The following is a 17820-nucleotide window of genomic DNA, read 5'->3' on the forward strand; positions in this document are numbered from 1 at the left end:
TTATTACTTTACCAATTAAAAAGTTTCATTGATTATCGGTATTCTGCTATTGCGTCAGTGCACTCCCTATGGTTATATAACTGTAATTTCATACAGTATTTAATTCAAAAAGGAAGGAGTCCATTATGTTAAAAGTGATTGCAGAAGATTTTATTAAAGCTGAAGCGATTGAAACAGTTATGCCGTTATATCAGGAGCTTGTAGAAGCGACAAAACAAGAACCCCTTTGTATCAGCTATGATTTATATGTTGACCAAAAAAATCCTGGGCATTTTGTTTTTATTGAAGAATGGCCCGATCAACACGCGCTTGATATTCACTGTGCCAGCGAACACTTCAAACGCCTCGTTCCTCTTATCAATAGTTATAAAAAATCCGACCCAATCATTAAACTGATGAATAGTGCATTTGTCCCTGATAAATAGCTACTGATGCCTTTTGAGTTTTGAGTTTTGAGTTTTGAGCTTTGAGTTTTGAGCTTTGAGCTTTGGGCTTTGGGCTTTGGGCTTTGGGCTTTGGGCTTTGGGCTTTGGGCTTTGGGCTTTGGGCTTTGGGCTTTGGGCTTTGGGCTTTGGGCTTTGGGCTTTGGGCTTTGGGCTTTGGGCTTTGGGCTTTGGGCTTTGGGCTTTGGGCTTTGGGCTTTGGGCTTTGGGCTTTGGGCTTTGGGCTTTGGGCTTTGGGCTTTGGGCTTTGGGCTTTGGGCTTTGGGCTTTGGGCTTTGGGCTTTGGGCTTTGGGCTTTGGGCTTTGGGCTTTGGGCTTTGGGCTTTGGGCTTTGGGCTTTGGGCTTTGGGCTTTGGGCTTAAAAGTATGTTGCTAAAAACATCTTCGACAACAAATAATAAGGCTGAATCTCATTGGCTATTTAATACCAATCCTCTAAATAGTTCGCGTTGTGGCTAGGCGGCAAAGTAAAGGCAGCACAGGGAGCATATTCAAGTATATGACCTGTGTGACTGAACCAAGCTAACACCAACTACAGAGTGAAATATGCCATGCATAACCCTCTAAATAGTTCACGTTGTGGCTAGGCGGTAAAGTGAAGGCAGCAACAGGGAGCATACTCAAGTATGTGACCTGTGTGACTGAACCAAGCTAACACCAACCACAGAGTGAAATATGACATGCATAATCCTCTAAATAGTTCGCGTTGTGGCTAGGCGGCAAAGTGAAGGCAGCACAGGGAGCATACTCAAGTATGTGACCTGTGTGACTGAATGACGCCAACAACGCCACAGCACGAAATATGACGAGGATTTTTAGAACCAAGGTGCTTGGATCATCACCGAACCATAAAACAATGCGCGACCGGCTAGCTCGCCACTAAACATAACCACCATCAATGCTATAAGTAGTGGTACTGATGGCACTTTACCTTTGCCCCCTCTAACAGCTATCGCACAAGGTAAAACCATGCTCATTACCACTTGCCACCATAAGAGATAGCTTTCTCCTTGGCTTGCTGGTATTTGCGATCGGATAACTTGAGATATTAAGACAAGTATGACCCCTAATAACACACCGACTTTAATAGCTTTTGGCACAGGCTTTGCTAAAGCTTGAACAAACAGTGTGATAGAAACGAAGCCTAATACGATTGCAGTACCAATAAAAGCAATTTGTGTTGCTGAGCTATGCCAAAGCGGATGAGCAACCATCTGGTAATAGACTTGAGCAGTGACAAGAATTGCGGCTAGTCCGCCGATACCACTTAACCAGCCCAGCACGATATTACGTATATTTACCGTTGGTTGTAACCAACAAGAAAGTGCCCAAAGCGTGACTAGACCATTAAGCAAGACAAATGTAACTGCTTCTCGACTTAGCCATGAATGGCTTAGTCCAAGTACTGAACGATAAGCTTCTAACGGCACCCCTAAATGTCCCATAGACATAGATGAACCCACCACTTCAATTAACCAAATAATTATCACCGCGGTACGCAGGGATTTACCGACGAGTTTATGTTCCGTACTAACTTTCATTTGGTACAACGTCAATGCAAGTACTGCGCCGATCCCCCACTGACTCATCACAGTAAAAAATACCAATGGGAGCTCCATATGATGAATATTCATGATTAGTCCTCCATTCCAATAATCACAATATTTGGCTGGCTGATTGTGTGATCTGGTATATTGTAGCGTTTCTCCAATACTGCCCAGTTTGTCGTATGTTTTTTACGAAGTTCAGAAATTTCACCAAACTCAATTGCACCTGTAGGACAAGACTCAACACATCGAGGTAATAACCCCTCATCTAAACGCTCAGCACACATATTACACTTACTGGTTTTCCCTTCCGCAGGGTCAAAAACAGGGGCATGGTATGGACACGCCATGATACACATTTGGCAACCGATACATTTTTCATGGTCTTGTACCACAATTCCATCAGGACGCTTAGTGTAGGTATCCGCTGGGCAAACTTTTAAACATTGTGGGTCATCACAGTGGTTACACGACATCGTAATAAATGCCTGTGTATTCGGTGAGTCATCATTGAACTCACGAACACGGCGCCATAAAACGCCAGGAGGAGTGACATTCTCTGATTTACATGCCATAGAACAAGTGCGGCAGCCATAACAATCTTTTGTATTGATTAAAAAACCATATTGCTTAACCATGATTATGCCTCCCTTCTGACATCAACGAGCGTACTATTACAGCAATGGCCTGTTCCTAAATGTTCCACTTGGTCATTTGTCACATGGCTACTACTCCCTCCTTGCTGTTCCCACCAGCCATTATCGAGAGAAATAACACCCTTTTTAATGTGCGTCGTGACCACCGCTATCGCTCGATGCTCCCCTCTATCATTAAACGTTACCGCCCATTCGCCATTTTTAATACCACGAATTTGCGCGTCTTCAGGGTGAATTAACACATTGGGTTGATTACGTTGTACTTCGAGGATCCATTCATTCATCCCATGACTAGAGTGAACACTGCGTGCTAACTTACGTTGCACTGCCATTAATGGATATTTTTTAGCCAGTTCGGGGGATCCCTTCACTGACTCTTTCACTTGATAATAAGCCACCACGGGTGAAAAATTTTTCTTTTGCCAATCCTCAATAAAGAAATGGGCTTTTTTAGTCGACGTTCTAAATACACCATCCTTGAATGGGATCCAATCACCTTCAACAGGTCTTACAGGGCCTTTTTCTAACATTTCACGCGTAATGCCAGAGCCTACAAGGCAAGCATCGATATAATGTTCAATCGGCTTATTAAACACCTCACCAAACCCGAAGCGCTCCGCTAAACGAGCAAAAATCCAGTAATCAGGCTTTGCTTCCCCAACTGGCTCAACCGCTTTTTCCATCAATTGGACATATTGGCTGCGTACCCCTGCCATCAGGCTGGTATCTTCAAAAATCGTCGTCACTGGCAAGACTAAATCTGCATATAACGCCGTTGAACTCATTAAATTATCAGCAACAACAACAAAAGGAACTTTCTTCAGCGCTTCCCGCACTTTGTTGGTATTGGGTAATTGTGTCATTACCCCCATCGTCATAATCCACCAAAAATTAATGGGATGCGGTTTTTCATTCACGATATAGTCACCGACTTTTGCCACTGGAATGGGTGGGATATTTTTTGCATTCGGTGCAGGAGGAACAATGGGACTAAATTTAGCCATCTGTCTTGCACCGCCTGCATCACAGACACCCGCACCGCGTTTGCCGATATTCCCTGTTAGCAAAGCAAGGTAAAACTGGCTTGCAGCCACATATGCACCATGCTCTGTACGCTGTGCTCCAGACATGTTTTGCACAATCATTGATGGCGTAATCGAGGAATAATCTCGCGCAAGACGCACGATAGTTTCGGCAGGCACATCTGTTTCTGCACTGACTCGTGCGATATCCCACTCTTTCGCTTGTCGATAAATTTGCTCAAAAACGGTGGTATAACTAAACTGACTAGGTAATTCATGCTGAAATAATGCAGGTTTAATCCCTGCTGAATCATGGCGAACAAGTTGCTGACTGAGAATATCAAACACCAAATAGCTATCAGGATCTTGGGCGTCTTGCCTAAGTTGCTGTTGATTCTCATCCACTAAATACACAGCGCCAGTGTGTGCACGAAGAAACCCCTCATCAATACGATTTTCCTCAATGATAATTTTAATCATTCCAAGTGCTAACGCAGTATCGGTTCCAGGAATGATAGGGATCCACTCATCTGCTTTTGCTGCAGTCTCATTAAATCTCGGATCAATGACCACGAGTCGCGCACCATTTTTCCGTGCTTGATTATAGTTTTTAAAGTACGCCTGCATGGTTACCGCGGGATTATTTCCCCAACACAAAATATAACGACTATCCGCCACCGTATCTCGCGTGTCAGCGTATCGTAATCCCACCATTGGGATCATTGCCGCTGTTACCGCCGAACAACACAAAGAACCCGCTTGTTTTGTTGAGCCGCCTAGGTAATCAAAAAATGCCTTGCCCATATCATTTTTAATGGAGTCCATGTTTCCCGCATGGGTAGAGATAAATAACCCTTCGTTGCCATACTTAGCGATAGTGTCACGAATATTTTTTTCTATTAGATCAAGAGCTTCATCCCAGCTAATCGGTTTAAATTCAGCTTTACCTTTCTCTCCTACACGTAATAACGGCGTCGTGATACGCTGGTCGTGATATACCCATTTTGTTCGACTCATTCCCCGTAAACAACATTTGACATTAAAGCCCTCTGTTGCCTGTATTTTCATCAACTTACCCTGGTAAGTATACGCTGTTAAGTTGCAGTGTAAGCACTCCATTGCACACGTTGAACGGAAAGTTTTGTAGTCAGATAACCTTAATCGTACTTTTGGCAGAGGCTGGTTATTGTTTCCCTGCGCAAAAGAACACGGTGTGATAGACGCCAATCCAATAACACCAAGTCCTTTTAGGAGTGTTCGGCGTTTTAGGCGTAATTCATTTATTGTTTTCATTATAGTAAACCTCGACATTGCTTTTAGAAGTACACTATATATATACCTCATCCATTAATAGTGAACTTGAGGCTAATCAAAATTTGCTATTATTTATAGGTATGAAATATCTACCTCTTAATGATTAGACTATCCACATTTTCAGTTATTAGCAGGGATCCGTGACTCATGATAAAATAGATGAACTTGTTAAAATGAGGTTTATGTATGTCTACCCTGCAAGGTGTTAATTCTGTTGATATCGCTGTAAGCATTCTGAATTTTATTGCCCAAAATGGCGGGATAGCGCGAGCTGCAGATATTTCCAAAGGTTGTGAAATATCCAAAAGCCGTTTACATAAATATTTGGTATCCCTTTGTCGTACTCAAATGCTTTATCAAGATACACAAACGAGCCGTTATGGATTAGGGCGCAACCTCACTTTTTTAGCGAATTTTGTGGAGCCTGAAGGGTCTTTTATTGAGGTTATCAATAACAGTTTGGTTCAATTTCGTGATGAACAAAACGTTTCAACGGGTGTTGCATTGCGCTCTGGAAAAGTGTTATCACTGGTTAAATACAACCGTAGTTTTAAAAATATCGAAATTGATTTCTTACCAAATACTCCATTGCCCACAGTCAAAAGTGCAGCGGGTCTAATCTATGCGGCTTTTGATAAGCAATTTGTGTGTGATGATTATTCGCAAGATGAACTCAATAAAGTCATTAACCAAGGTTATGCGATTCGTTATGAACCCATAAAAGGGATCCCAGGTGCACAGTCTATCGCCTGCCCTGTATTTAGTCAGAGTGGGGAATTAATCGCGGCGGCCGTTACGATGGGGTTTATTGATAAAACAGAAATGGAGCGGTTAGCGAACGCGCTCATTAAGCAGGTAAAAACACTCACATTATAATTTTTCTTGTCGATTAAAAACTGACAAAAAAGCCGAGATAAACTCGGCTCATTTCTTCTATTTTACGTCAATACGTGGCAGTTCGCCCATCTCTTTCAATTTTTTAGAAATTTCGCGGCGTTCTTTCGACAATTCTGCATTCTTGATAATATAATCATCAACACGGTCATCATAGTCGCTGCGCATATTGGCAATAATCGCCTGAATGTCTTCAATTGACATACCAGGCTTAATATATTCGCTTAAATTATCCAGTAATAAAACACGCTTCTGGTTATCACGAATTTTTTTCTCATTATCGGTAATTTCACGACGAATTTTATTTTTGCGACGAAACATACGCACAAATTCCAGAACATTTTGGAAAGACGGCTTGTTAGCGTTGTCCATGTTTAAAACCCTCTAGTCAATATTCAAAACGCATAATCTCATTACACAATACAATCTAATCGCCTTACGTTACAAGTCAGTTTCACATATTTATTGATTTAATCTCTCGAAAAAGATCATTGGGTTATGCTTTTTCCACCTGTATTTCTTGATTATGTTGGTTTAACTTTGCTGGTTTCTCATTAAGACTAAGCTTTATATCATCAGTTTTATCATTTCTAAGACAAAAAGCAGACAATATCGTTGTGATGACCACAAACATCCCCATAATCAAATAGGTCTGCGCAAAACCAATTTTGTCATACCCCCATCCTGCCAATGGTGATAACACACTAGCAACCACCGAGCTCACACAACTAAACCCAACCAAATAAAGTGTTGAGGACAAGCGTTTATCAAAATGGTGGCTGTTATACTTGAAAATTGCCACCAGCAAGATAGGTAACTCAATGGCATGTAGCAATTTCATAACGGATATAAGAACAGGTCCCTCGACTAAACCTGAGCCGATAATCCGTAATGCCATAACTGAGCTAGCAAATAGTAATCCATTTTTAGCACCTATTCGGTTAACAATGAATGGCGCTAAGAACATCCCACCAGCTTCAAGGAATACTTGCAATGAATTCAGATAACCGTACATCTCATTCCCTAATTTTTCATCTGGGAATTGATGCGAAAAATACACCATAAATTGCTGGTCATACACACTATAAATACATGTGCCTAATACAAATAGTATTAACGCCCAAAAACGTGGTAAAGCAAAAAGTTGCAGTGCATCACGCAATGTAATAGCAGATGAATTACCATGTTCTAAATTATTATAGGCATCTGCATTCGCACTTTTAAGGTTTAATAGAATGATTAAGAAAAGTACACCTGATACTGTAGCCATAATAAAATTATAGTCAGGGTCGATATTAATGTTGCGCCCTGCAAAGAACGTCGCGGCCGCCCAACCAAGAGACCCCCACATTCTCGCCTTACCATATTCAAAATTACGTTGTCGACTTACACGCTCGGTGTAAGATTCAAGAACACCAATTCCTGCATGAAACGTCATACCAATAAATAACCCACCAACAATACTGCCAATCACTATGTTCCAGTGTAATAATGTCCCGAACACCATAAAAAATGGCCCAGATGCAATCAGTAAAACTGCAATAAATAATAATAAGTTTTTGCGTAACCCTAATTTGTCTTGCAAGAAGCCGTACAATGGCTGAGCACATAACGCCACAATTGAAATACAGGCAAAGATAAACCCTGTGTCCGCCCCTTCTAAGCCAACATATTTACGCAGCCAAATGGCGACAACTGAAAATGTAGATGACCATGTAAAAAAGAAAAAAAACAACAATGCGCTCAATGACGCATAGTATTTCCTTGCACTGCTATTCATGTTAATCACCTATTATTAATTTACTTTTGGTAAATGTTAAGGTTAACATTTTTCAATTCCCACTCAAAAACAATTACTTTGTGATGTTAATCACTAATGTTAACGTTAACAATTTATTTATGTGATGAACATAACATTTCACGCGCTATAACCTAATAGTACCCCTTTCTGACACAGAAAATACCTTATTGATATTCAATTTAATTTACCTGCTATTTCAGATGGCCTTGGTTTAGCTTTGATAATAGATAGGGTATCATTGATTTATATAAAATAGTGAGTCTGAAGGTACTCCACTATCAGATTTAAATGCGCACAATTCAAACGGTGATAACGTTGCAAGATAATAAAAAACAACCCTCATTCTTTATTCATGATTACGAAACTTTTGGTAAACGCCCTGCACTTGATAGGCCAGCCCAATTTGCAGGTGTGCGCACTGATTTAGACTTTAATATTATTGAAGAACCTGAAGTGTTTTACTGCGCGCCCGCGGATGATTACTTACCGCAGCCAGAGGCTGTGATGATCACAGGCATCACCCCACAAATAGCATTAGCCCAAGGCGTTAACGAGGCGGAGTTTACTAAACGCATCCATCACGCTTTTAGTGTGCCTAACACCTGTATTATGGGCTATAACAATATTCGTTTTGATGATGAAGTCACTCGCAATATTCTCTACCGTAATTTTTACGACCCCTACGCATACAGCTGGCAACAAAATAATTCACGTTGGGATTTACTTGACCCGCTGCGTGCTTGTTTTGCGCTACGTCCTGAAGGCATTGAATGGCCTGAAAATGATGACGGCTTGCCAAGCATGCGCTTAGAGCACTTAACAAAAGCCAATGGCGTTTCCCACGAGAATGCCCATGATGCAATGTCAGACGTCATTGCAACAATTAGCATGGCAAAATTACTTAAAGCGGCTCAACCACGTATGTTTGATTATTTTTATCAACTACGCAATAAAAACAAGGTAAGCCAACTTATTGATATTGTGGAAATAAAACCTTTAGTACATGTCTCTGGTATGTTTGGTGCATTGCGTTCCTATGTGAGCTTAGTCGCCCCGCTTGCTTGGCATCCTGAAAACCGCAATGCGGTCATTATGTGTGATTTATCCGCGGATATTTCGCCATTATTAACCTTAAATACCCAAGAACTACGTGAGCGTTTATACACACCTAAATCTGAGCTAAACGGTGAGCTTCCCGTTCCTGTGAAATTAGTGCATATCAATAAATGCCCAATTTTAGCCCCTGAAAAAACATTACGTGATGAAGATGCACTACGTACAGGGTTAGATAGGGATCTTTGTCATCGCAATTTAGAGATTTTGCGTAAGACCCCCGATATCCGTAATAAACTCATTGAGTTATTTAGCGAACCACAACAATTTGAAGTTTCAGATGATGTGGATGCACAAATATATAATGGCTTTTTTAGTCCATCAGACCGCTCCACCATGGACATCATTCGTGAAACCCCACCACAAAACTTACCTGCATTAGATTTAAGTTTTGAAGATAAGCGAATGAAAGAACTCTTTTTCCGTTATAAAGCGCGTAATTACCCAGCAACGTTATCTTTCGAAGAACAGCAACGCTGGCTGCAACATCGCCGTGATTATTTCAGCGAAGCTCGATTAACGGAATATATGCAACAAATACAATTCTTATTAGAAGAACATCAACATGATGAAAAACGCTGTCAGCAATTAAAAGCGTTGGTCAATTATGCGATGGAATTAGCGAGTTAAATAAGAAATGGGCAGAATAGAAACTCTCTGCCCATTTTTAGGTTTACATTAATTTAGACTAGTGTTCACCTGATTGACCACAACCACAATCTCCTTCCCAATGTTTACGCTTAGTGGTTTTTCCTAAACCTGGGTTCATTGTGTTAGTCGGGTCTGCATTTTTATAGAAAGACTTTAACTGCGGTGGCGCTTTATATAAATGCCCAACGTTATGCTCCGCAGGATATTGCGCACCACGTTCATCCAATAAAGCTAACATTTTTTCTTTTAGGTCTTTCGGGTTAACCCCTTTTTTCAAAACATAGTCTTGGTGCATAACGTGGCACATAAAGTGACCGCAATACAATTTATGCACTAATAAATCTTCAATTTCAGGGGGGAGTTTTTCAAACCAATCCCTATCATTACGGCGTAATGCGATATCCAGCGGCAATACATCCTCGACATCTTTATTATGAACCGCATGGTAACGAACCGCAGAACCTGCCGCCGCAAAGCGATGTAAAAAGGCTTTTGCTCCCTCTTCTGGAGTGCATTCAAAATAGCCACCATCTGCCTGTGCAAAATAAGATTTTAGCCAAACTTTTGCTTCATCAATTCCATCCCCTGCCATTTTTAGCATTAAATGATGCTCATAACGGTCACGAAATTCTTTCATTCGAGGTGGTAAATGCGATGGCCATAATTTGCTAAGCACCTGCATTGTGCGGTCAATTAAATTAGACGGTAAAAAAGGAACTTTATTTAATACAGCATCAATACGCCCTTTAATAGTAAAGAACATTGGCATTTTATCGGTGCCAAATTTATCAATCATTAAGAAAGTATCTTTACCGTATATTTCCGCGATATCAAAGCAGCCGCGGTGCATATATTCACCTGCAACTGGCAGATTTTTAAATTCACTCAAAATATAGCGACGAATATCTTCCAGTACATCTGGGTTATTTGAGCCGATATAAAAAACCTGCGTTTTTTTATCCGCTGGGAAAGTATCCAAGCGAACCGCAAATACGGCCAATTTACCCGCACACCCTGACGCTTCAAATAAGCGACGTTCATCAGCATTAAAACGCGATGGCGAATCAGCATCAACATCCCGCACACGTTCAGCATATTCATGGTCGGACGCTAATTTATCACTAACTTGCACATCTTCACTACTATAACCGCGGTTTTGTAAGTTGGTTAAAATCTCTTCTGGTGTATTACCTAGATCAATCCCTAAATGGTTAACTAGCTCAACCTTTCCATCATCATTAACACGACCATACAACGCTAGCTCGGTATACGCAGGGCCACGGCGCACTAATGAGCCACCTGAACTGTTGCAAATTCCCCCAACAACAGATGCGCCAATACAGGAGGAACCAATAAGAGAGTGCGGCTCACGCCCAAGGGGTTTAAGGATTTTTTCTAGGTCATATAAGGTGCTGCCTGGCATGGCAACCACTTGGTTAAATTCGGGAAGCACTTGAATTTGGTTTAATCGTAATGTGCTGATAATCACGATATCGCGGTCATAATCATAACCACTTGGTGTCGAGCCTTCAGTCAGTCCTGTATTTGCAGCTTGCATCAAAACAATTTTATCGGCTTCTACACAGGCTTTGAATACATGCCATTGCTCTAGCAAGGTGGTTGGAAACACAACCGCAATCGCATCTCCAGTGCCGGAGCGGAACCCTTTGCGGTAACGTTCTGTTTTGTGTGGCTCAGTGAGAATATTTTTCTTACCAACAATGTTCCTGAGTGTGAGTAATAATCGTTGATTCTCAGGTTTTTGTGCATCTTTCATGTGCGCGCCTTCTTACTCGAATTCATGTTGATTATGAGTTATGCAATATTAGTGCTAACAACAATATCACATAACATTATGATGTTAATAGGCTACACGTTTTATCTTAAAAATTTCTTAACAGGCAAAAAAATAGCGCCTAAGGCGCTATTTTTAATTTCGGACTGATTTGAACGACTTCTCAACGCAAAATATAAAGAATATATTTTATCTTTCTTACACCCTGTATATTCAAAATAGTTCGCGTTGTAGCAAGGCGTGGAGCCAAACGATCATGGGGAGCATACACAAGTATGTGACCCATGTCGTTTTGAGAACGCAAAGACAGCGTGAAATATGAGGAGTCTATTCTGTTTTTCTTACAGGCTGTATATTCAAAATAGTTCGCGTTGTAGCAAGGCGCGGAGCCAAACGATCATGGGGAGCATACACAAGTATGTGACCCATGTCGTTTTGAGAACGCAACACCGCTACAGCGTGAAATATGAAGAATATATTTAGATGTCGCTCATTTGCGGCATAGGCCGCTTAAACATACGCGTCAATACTGCCATATAGATTAAGCCAACAGCCGTCCAAATCAAGCCGTAAACCATTGAATCTTCTTCAATATTTAACCATAAAACGCATACTGTTAGTGTACCGATAATAGGTAAAATCAAATAGTTAACAATGTTTTTGATACCTGTCATACGGCGTTCGCGAATAAAGAACTGGCTGATCACCGAAATATTTACAAAGGTAAACGCGATTAATGCGCCGAAGTTAATTAACGCGGTCGCAAAATCCATTTCAAACCAGATTGCACCTAATGCTAAAACACCGACCATTAATACGTTGTACGCTGGAGTACGCCATTTCGGGCTGACATAACCAAATACTTTCTCTGGGAATACACCATCACGACCCATTACGTACATTAAACGCGCACTTCCTGCGTGAGCAGCCATACCAGAAGCCAATACTGTTACGCATGAGAAAACCAGAATAATTGACTGGAAGAATGCCCCAGCAACAAAGCGCATAATGTCAGGCTGCGTCTCATTGATATTCTTAAAGCGTGATACGTCTGGGAAGTATTGCTGTAAGAAGAATGAAACCGTGATAAAGATAATTCCACCAATTAATGCCGTTAAGAAAATGGCGCGAGGGATCACTTTACCTGCGTTTGGCGTTTCTTCCGATAGTGAACTTAAACCATCGAAGCCTAAGAATGAGAAGCAGAGTATGGTTGCCCCAGCAATCAGTGGGATCATTTCTGTCTTTTCATTGGCAAATGGGTTGAATGTCCAAATTTCGCCCGAACCTTCACCGTTAGAAACACCGTGGATCACCAACCCTGTAAATACTGCCATCACACCGATTTGAATAATCGCAATAACCGTACTTAAATTAGCAATCACGTTGATACCACGTAAGTTTGCTGCGGTCATAACAATGACAAGGCCAACAACAAATATCGCAGGTTCCACGTTAGGGAAAATGTCTTGTAAATAAATTTTAGCCAATAAAATGTTGATCATTGGCATAAAAATATAGGACAGCAATGATGTCCAACCCACAAGGAAACCAATGTGTGGGCTCATTGATTTTTGAGCATAGGTATACGCCGAGCCAGCAGATGGGAAGCGTTTCACCAGCTTGCCGTAGCTCAGAGCAGTAAACAGTATCGCAACCAGTGCAATAATGTATGAAGTCGGGACGTGTCCACCTGTTTTGTCCGATACCATGCCGAATGTATCAAAGATAGTCATTGGCTGGATGTATGCCAGACCGATCATCACGACTTGCACCAAGGTTAAGGTTTTCGCAAGTTGCACGCGGTTATTGGCGCCAGTTTGGTTTGGACCGATGGATAAAGGTATTGAATTATTTGGCATGTCTAAGCCCTCCCATAACTTTCGATTGCAAGCTACTTCGGCTTAATCGACAGTTACTGGGAAGACTTTGCATCTGCCTATAGGCAGAAAAAAACGTAGAAGAGGTTAGAAGAGTGTGTGCGAAGCTGCGCGGAGCTCCGTAGTCATCGATGCGGCAACGACGGCCGCTTGGCCCTGCTGCGATAGCGAAAAAGTAAGCCATAAAAGCATTCCTCAAATCGGTAGCGTAAAATGTTTGCTACACGTAAATATTAAAATTATCTCTCCGGCTCTATGTCCGGCCCCGCTAGAATGAACGTTCCTAAAAACAAAAAAACCGATGCTTAAGTTTATTGAGCATCAGTTATTTTTTAGTTCGCGCATTTTGCACGCCATAACCCCAAATAGCAAGTTAAATTGTTAACAAACCACCCTATTTCCGATGAGAAATTTTGATGGTTTAGCCTATTTTGGCTAGGTAACTAATAACTGCGTTTTTCCCATTATTTTCTTACCCCAAAAACCACTTTTATTTATTTTAACGGCTGTATTTGACGAGATACAAAAAACCCTTTGGCGCAAACCAAAGGGTTTTGATGTAAATTTAATTAAAATGAATATTCACCTGAAATAAAATAGCGGCGACCTTCTTCATTATAACCATAAGTTTCAACACTCTGAGTTTTATCCAGTAGATTTAAGACTCCAGCACGTAGTTTAACGTTATCTGTTAACTTATAAGCACCACCGAGATTCCACATTGTATACCCGCCCTTATTCTTATCAGACTCGCTTATCTTTCTTGCTTTACCTTGATAATTAGCAGTGACATAAAGTGATGCTGCATCAGTAGGATACCAATTTAATGTTGTATTAAATGTATCAAACGGCTTAGTGTTTAGCGGAGTATCATTAGTGCGATCACGAGCATCGGTGTATGAATAGTTAAAGTTTAAATCAAATTGCTTATCTAAGAATGGAACACGCAGTTCCGTTTCAACCCCACGAATACGTGCTTTATCAACATTATAGTATTTGAATACAGGAATTTTCTCGCCTTTACTATTTGTTGTCCAACCCGCAAAGTTAGGATAAGTTGGTGCAATATTAATATCTGAAGTTCTATTAATATTAATCATATCTTTTAAATCATTTTGATAAACAGTAACGTTTGCAGAAACATCCTCAAGAATACCTTCTTGGCCGTTATAATATAAACCTAACTCAACGGTATTGGCTGTTTCAGGATCGAGGTCTGGGGTTCCCACGATGGAACAACCTCCACGGCAAGATGCTGTCTGCCAATCAGGACTCAAATCTAACAAACTTGGGGCCTTAAATGCTGATGACCATCCCCCTTTAACGGTAACCTCTTGAGTTGCGTTATAAACAAGATAAACTCGAGGGCTATAATGTTGACCAAAATCTTCATGATGGTCCATTCGCAAGCCCGTTGTTAAAATCAACGGATCTGCTATATACCATTCATTCTCTGCGAAAAGAGCATATTGTTTTTTCTCAGTAGAACCAGAATTTTTAATATTGATATTATCAGTTAATTTTTCTGTTTTATGCTCAGCGCCAAGTGTTAGCATATCTGCGTGATCAAATAAAGGAATAGTGACTTTCCCATCAATAACCTTAGATTCGGATTTAATTTTAGTTGTTGTGTAATTATCAACATCTTCACCGTAAAAACGTAATTCTGTTGATGCTAAATCCCAGTTACCTTTATGCCCAATAGAGTAAGATGTGCGCTCTAAACGCGTATTGCCCAATGATTCAGACTCACGATCCTGTCGGTTGAACCCATAACCTAAATCTACAGTTTGATTCTCTGCAGGACTCCATTTTAAATCAACATTGCCATCACGTGTTGTATTTCCTTCGATTCCACCAATAGATGTTCGGCCTAAAGATACAGGTTCAACACGGTCTGCTCTACGGTGAGCAAGAGAGCCATATACTTTTATATCTAATTTATCTTTAATTAGTGGCCCTGTAACAAAGAACCCTCCCTTATTTGTATCGCCATGATCGCGTTTTTCTTGAATAGTTGAATCAAAACTTAAGCTACCGTGCCAATCATTACTTTCTTTTTTCGTAATAATGTTAATAACACCACCTAATGCATCCGCACCATAAAGCGATGACATTGGGCCTCTAATAACTTCTATACGTTCAATTGCAACTGTCGGTATCCAGCTTAAGTCATAGTCATTATGGCGAAAAACTGCATTTCGAGAATTAATTCGCTTGCCATCTACAAGGATGAGATTATAGCCGCTGCCTAGCCCACGGATACTGATCCCCTTACGATTATCTCCTTCAGATGTAAATTGAACACCTGGCACTTCACGTAAAATATCAACAAGGTTTTGTGATGGTTTACGTTGAATTTCCTCTTGCGTGATCACTGTCACTGTTGCAGGTGCATCTACAACAGACTCCTTAGACACAGAAGATGCTGTAACTATCATCTTGTCTTCTTTATCATCAGCAAATGCAGGTGATGCAGCGATAGCAGCAATAATGCAAATCGCCACTTTTCTTTTATTAAAAACAACCATTCCCAACTCTCCAAGAAATATTCTGTTTTATATATGAATTGATATGCTCAACATTGGTTTCTTTGAACCTAATAATTATGATTATTTTTATTATTTGGATAATAAATACCCATAGGAAATTTATGGTAAAAACCATTTCCTAATACAATTAAATTTCCTGTGGGTAATTAATCTTTATTAATTAATTTCTGCGAGTAAATATTTAATAATCTTTTTTATTTCTGCTCCTGTGGATTATTAAATATGCTTGCAGAATAACAAGCATATTTATTATTAATCACAAATTAACTGGCGAGTTTATCCACTAGCCCATCAATCAACACTTGCGGTACACCTTGAGAGCAGCGTTCTATGCGCCCTCTTACACCATAGACCTCAGCAAGACTTTCTGGCGTAATCACCTCGGCAGGTTCACCTTGTGCAATTAATTTGCCTTGTTTTAACATCAATACATGTTCTGCGTGTTTCAATGCAATATTAATATCGTGAACGACCACGACAGTAATAATATTTCGGCGTTTAGTTTCTTTCGCCACTAAATCCATAACATGATATTGATAATTTAAATCCAGTGCACTCAGTGGCTCATCCAATAATAATAAGTTAGGTTGGCGAATTAACGATTGAGCCAAACCCACTAATTGTTTTTGCCCACCTGAAAGCTGGTCTAAATAACTTAATGCCAGATGTTCAATACCTAATTGGCGCAATAAGTGCATCACTTCGTCTTTATGGTTTTCATTGCTTAAACCGCCAGAAGCGCGCTGGGCAACAATCACCGACTCTAAAACATACAGGTGCACACCTGCGGGTAATGTTTGGGGTAAATACACCACATTTTGTGCACGCTGGGCAAAATTTTGCTGCGTAAGATCTAAGCCATCCAACAGTAATTGCCCCGTGGCTTTGTTTAACCCTGCCAATGAACGTAATAAGGTGGATTTACCGCTACCATTTGGGCCAAGCAATACGGTGATTTTGCCCCTTGGCAACACATCCGTCGTCAGGTTCTCAATCACTGCGCGTTTTGGGTAGCCCGCATTAAATTGGTTAATAATCAGGCCACTCATGATACGTTACCTCGATGACGTAAAATAATACTTAAGAAGAACGGTACCCCTACTAATGAGGTGACAATACCCACAGGAATAATTACACCAGGGATAATGTTCTTCGAGGCAATTGAAGCCATCGATAATATCAACGCACCAATTAATGCACTTGCAGGTAAATAAAAGCGGTGATCTTCACCAAAAATCAAACGTGCAATGTGCGGCGCAACTAAACCAATAAACGCTATCGGCCCAACAAATGCCACAGCTAACGCAGATAAGATACTGATCCGTAATAAGGTAGTCAGTCTTAAGCGACGGACATCAATACCAAAACTAATCGCTCTGTCTTCACCCAGCCTTAATGCTGTTAATTTCCAAGAGCTCATCATAGCAATCGGGAAAATCAGTGCAAAAACCAGCGCCATTACACCTAACTTCACCCATGTTGCTTTTGATAAACTTCCCATCGTCCAGAACACAAGGCCTTGTAATGTGTCTTCTGTGGCGATGAATTGCATCATCGAAACCAATGCATTAAAGGTAAATACTAACGCGATACCAAATAAAACAACGCCTGATGTTGCAACGCGCGTCCAGCGAGTAACGGCATCCAACATTAATGCCGCTAATAAAGCAAAAATAAATGCGTTCGCTGAAATCACCCATTGGTCAGGAACGCCTGGGATCGCAATCCCCGACACAATGGCGAGTGCAGCACCAAACGCCGCCGCATTAGAAACCCCAAGTGTAAATGGGCTCGCTAATGGGTTATTCAATATGGTCTGCATTTCTGCACCCGCTAACCCCAGAGACATACCGATGACCACCGCCATCAAGGCGTAAGGTAAACGGATATCCCATACAATCACACGGGTCCCTGCATCTACGGCTTCTGGCGTCATCAAGGTTTGCCATAATCGCTCTAAGGATAGGCCTGATGGTCCTAACGTAAAATCAATAACCAGCGACAATAAAATTGCCGCAATAATTACCACTATCCATGTAAAACGACGGCGCAACATATTTTGATAATGTTGTTTCACACCATCATCAGCCTGTTTAGCGGCTTGTTCCACCGCCGCTATTGGCTCGCTTGTAATACTCATTAATTCTTACCT

13 protein-coding genes and 1 pseudogene are annotated in these 17820 nt (G+C 40.9%); 3 read left to right on the forward strand and 11 right to left on the reverse strand.

Annotated features, from left to right (window positions below):
• Positions 1-125: 125 nt before the first annotated feature.
• Positions 126-425 carry a putative quinol monooxygenase gene (locus M1F05_RS11880; protein WP_206086371.1) on the forward strand — a complete coding sequence of 100 codons (300 nt, stop codon included), beginning with the start codon at positions 126-128 and terminating at the stop codon, positions 423-425.
• Here M1F05_RS11880 and M1F05_RS22775 read toward each other — a convergent pair.
• From M1F05_RS22775 to M1F05_RS11900, 4 genes and pseudogenes are all read right to left on the reverse strand, one after another.
• A pseudogene (locus tag M1F05_RS22775) lies at positions 426-728 on the reverse strand (hypothetical protein); the annotation flags it as partial.
• A 530-nt stretch (positions 729-1258) separates the two neighbouring features.
• Positions 1259-2077, reverse strand: coding sequence for a dimethyl sulfoxide reductase anchor subunit family protein (locus M1F05_RS11890; protein ID WP_206082264.1), 819 nt, complete (start codon positions 2075-2077; stop codon positions 1259-1261).
• Positions 2078-2079: 2 nt separating this feature from the next.
• The gene (locus M1F05_RS11895) at positions 2080-2628 is read right to left on the reverse strand and encodes a 4Fe-4S dicluster domain-containing protein (protein WP_206082265.1); all 549 of its coding nucleotides are present in this window, start codon (positions 2626-2628) and stop codon (positions 2080-2082) included.
• Between the two features lie 2 nt (positions 2629-2630).
• Entirely contained in the window at positions 2631-4961 is a 2331-nt protein-coding gene (locus M1F05_RS11900) for a molybdopterin-dependent oxidoreductase (protein WP_206082266.1), read from the reverse strand.
• 207 nt (positions 4962-5168) lie between these two features.
• On the opposite strand from M1F05_RS11900, the gene M1F05_RS11905 reads away from it, so the two are divergent.
• A complete protein-coding gene (locus M1F05_RS11905) occupies positions 5169-5858 on the forward strand; it encodes a helix-turn-helix domain-containing protein (protein ID WP_206082267.1) in 690 nt (229 codons plus the stop codon).
• Positions 5859-5915: 57 nt separating this feature from the next.
• On the opposite strand, the gene tmaR is transcribed toward M1F05_RS11905, so the two are convergent.
• The gene (tmaR, locus tag M1F05_RS11910; protein WP_004253179.1) at positions 5916-6248 is read right to left on the reverse strand and encodes a PTS system regulator TmaR; all 333 of its coding nucleotides are present in this window, start codon (positions 6246-6248) and stop codon (positions 5916-5918) included.
• 124 nt (positions 6249-6372) lie between these two features.
• Entirely contained in the window at positions 6373-7656 is a 1284-nt protein-coding gene (locus tag M1F05_RS11915; protein WP_206082268.1) for an MFS transporter, read from the reverse strand.
• Between the two features lie 336 nt (positions 7657-7992).
• Between M1F05_RS11915 and sbcB the strand changes: the two genes are divergently transcribed.
• Complete coding sequence (gene sbcB / locus M1F05_RS11920; protein ID WP_206082269.1) at positions 7993-9420, forward strand: exodeoxyribonuclease I; 1428 nt, start codon at positions 7993-7995, stop codon at positions 9418-9420.
• 58 nt (positions 9421-9478) lie between these two features.
• On the opposite strand, the gene dld is transcribed toward sbcB, so the two are convergent.
• The 5 genes from dld to M1F05_RS11950 form a co-directional block, all read right to left on the reverse strand.
• A complete protein-coding gene (gene dld / locus M1F05_RS11925; RefSeq protein ID WP_206082270.1) occupies positions 9479-11218 on the reverse strand; it encodes a D-lactate dehydrogenase in 1740 nt (579 codons plus the stop codon).
• Positions 11219-11715: 497 nt separating this feature from the next.
• Complete coding sequence (locus M1F05_RS11930; protein WP_206082271.1) at positions 11716-13098, reverse strand: APC family permease; 1383 nt, start codon at positions 13096-13098, stop codon at positions 11716-11718.
• A 587-nt stretch (positions 13099-13685) separates the two neighbouring features.
• Complete coding sequence (gene cirA / locus M1F05_RS11940; RefSeq protein WP_206082272.1) at positions 13686-15647, reverse strand: catecholate siderophore receptor CirA; 1962 nt, start codon at positions 15645-15647, stop codon at positions 13686-13688.
• A gap of 284 nt (positions 15648-15931) precedes the next feature.
• Positions 15932-16720, reverse strand: coding sequence for an ABC transporter ATP-binding protein (locus tag M1F05_RS11945; RefSeq protein ID WP_206083004.1), 789 nt, complete (start codon positions 16718-16720; stop codon positions 15932-15934).
• Positions 16714-17808 (reverse strand): FecCD family ABC transporter permease, encoded by a 1095-nt coding sequence (locus M1F05_RS11950; protein WP_206082273.1) that lies wholly within the window; start codon positions 17806-17808, stop codon positions 16714-16716. The genes M1F05_RS11945 and M1F05_RS11950 overlap by 7 nt, the downstream gene beginning before the upstream one ends.
• Positions 17809-17820 lie beyond the last annotated feature (12 nt).

This window comes from Providencia sp. PROV252 (assembly GCF_033676005.1).
GTDB classification, from domain to species: Bacteria; Pseudomonadota; Gammaproteobacteria; order Enterobacterales; family Enterobacteriaceae; genus Providencia; species Providencia vermicola.

Excerpts from the sequence above, each read along its gene's own strand:
- M1F05_RS11880 (WP_206086371.1), top strand. The coding sequence starts at position 126 with ATGTTAAAAGTGATTGCAGAAGATTTTATTAAAGCTGAAGCGATTGAA.
- M1F05_RS11890 (WP_206082264.1), bottom strand. The coding sequence starts at position 2,077 with ATGAATATTCATCATATGGAGCTCCCATTGGTATTTTTTACTGTGATG.
- M1F05_RS11895 (WP_206082265.1), bottom strand. The coding sequence starts at position 2,628 with ATGGTTAAGCAATATGGTTTTTTAATCAATACAAAAGATTGTTATGGC.
- M1F05_RS11900 (WP_206082266.1), bottom strand. The coding sequence starts at position 4,961 with ATGAAAACAATAAATGAATTACGCCTAAAACGCCGAACACTCCTAAAA.
- M1F05_RS11905 (WP_206082267.1), top strand. The coding sequence starts at position 5,169 with ATGTCTACCCTGCAAGGTGTTAATTCTGTTGATATCGCTGTAAGCATT.
- tmaR (WP_004253179.1), bottom strand. The coding sequence starts at position 6,248 with ATGGACAACGCTAACAAGCCGTCTTTCCAAAATGTTCTGGAATTTGTG.
- M1F05_RS11915 (WP_206082268.1), bottom strand. The coding sequence starts at position 7,656 with ATGAATAGCAGTGCAAGGAAATACTATGCGTCATTGAGCGCATTGTTG.
- dld (WP_206082270.1), bottom strand. The coding sequence starts at position 11,218 with ATGAAAGATGCACAAAAACCTGAGAATCAACGATTATTACTCACACTC.
- M1F05_RS11930 (WP_206082271.1), bottom strand. The coding sequence starts at position 13,098 with ATGCCAAATAATTCAATACCTTTATCCATCGGTCCAAACCAAACTGGC.
- cirA (WP_206082272.1), bottom strand. The coding sequence starts at position 15,647 with ATGGTTGTTTTTAATAAAAGAAAAGTGGCGATTTGCATTATTGCTGCT.
- M1F05_RS11950 (WP_206082273.1), bottom strand. The coding sequence starts at position 17,808 with ATGAGTATTACAAGCGAGCCAATAGCGGCGGTGGAACAAGCCGCTAAA.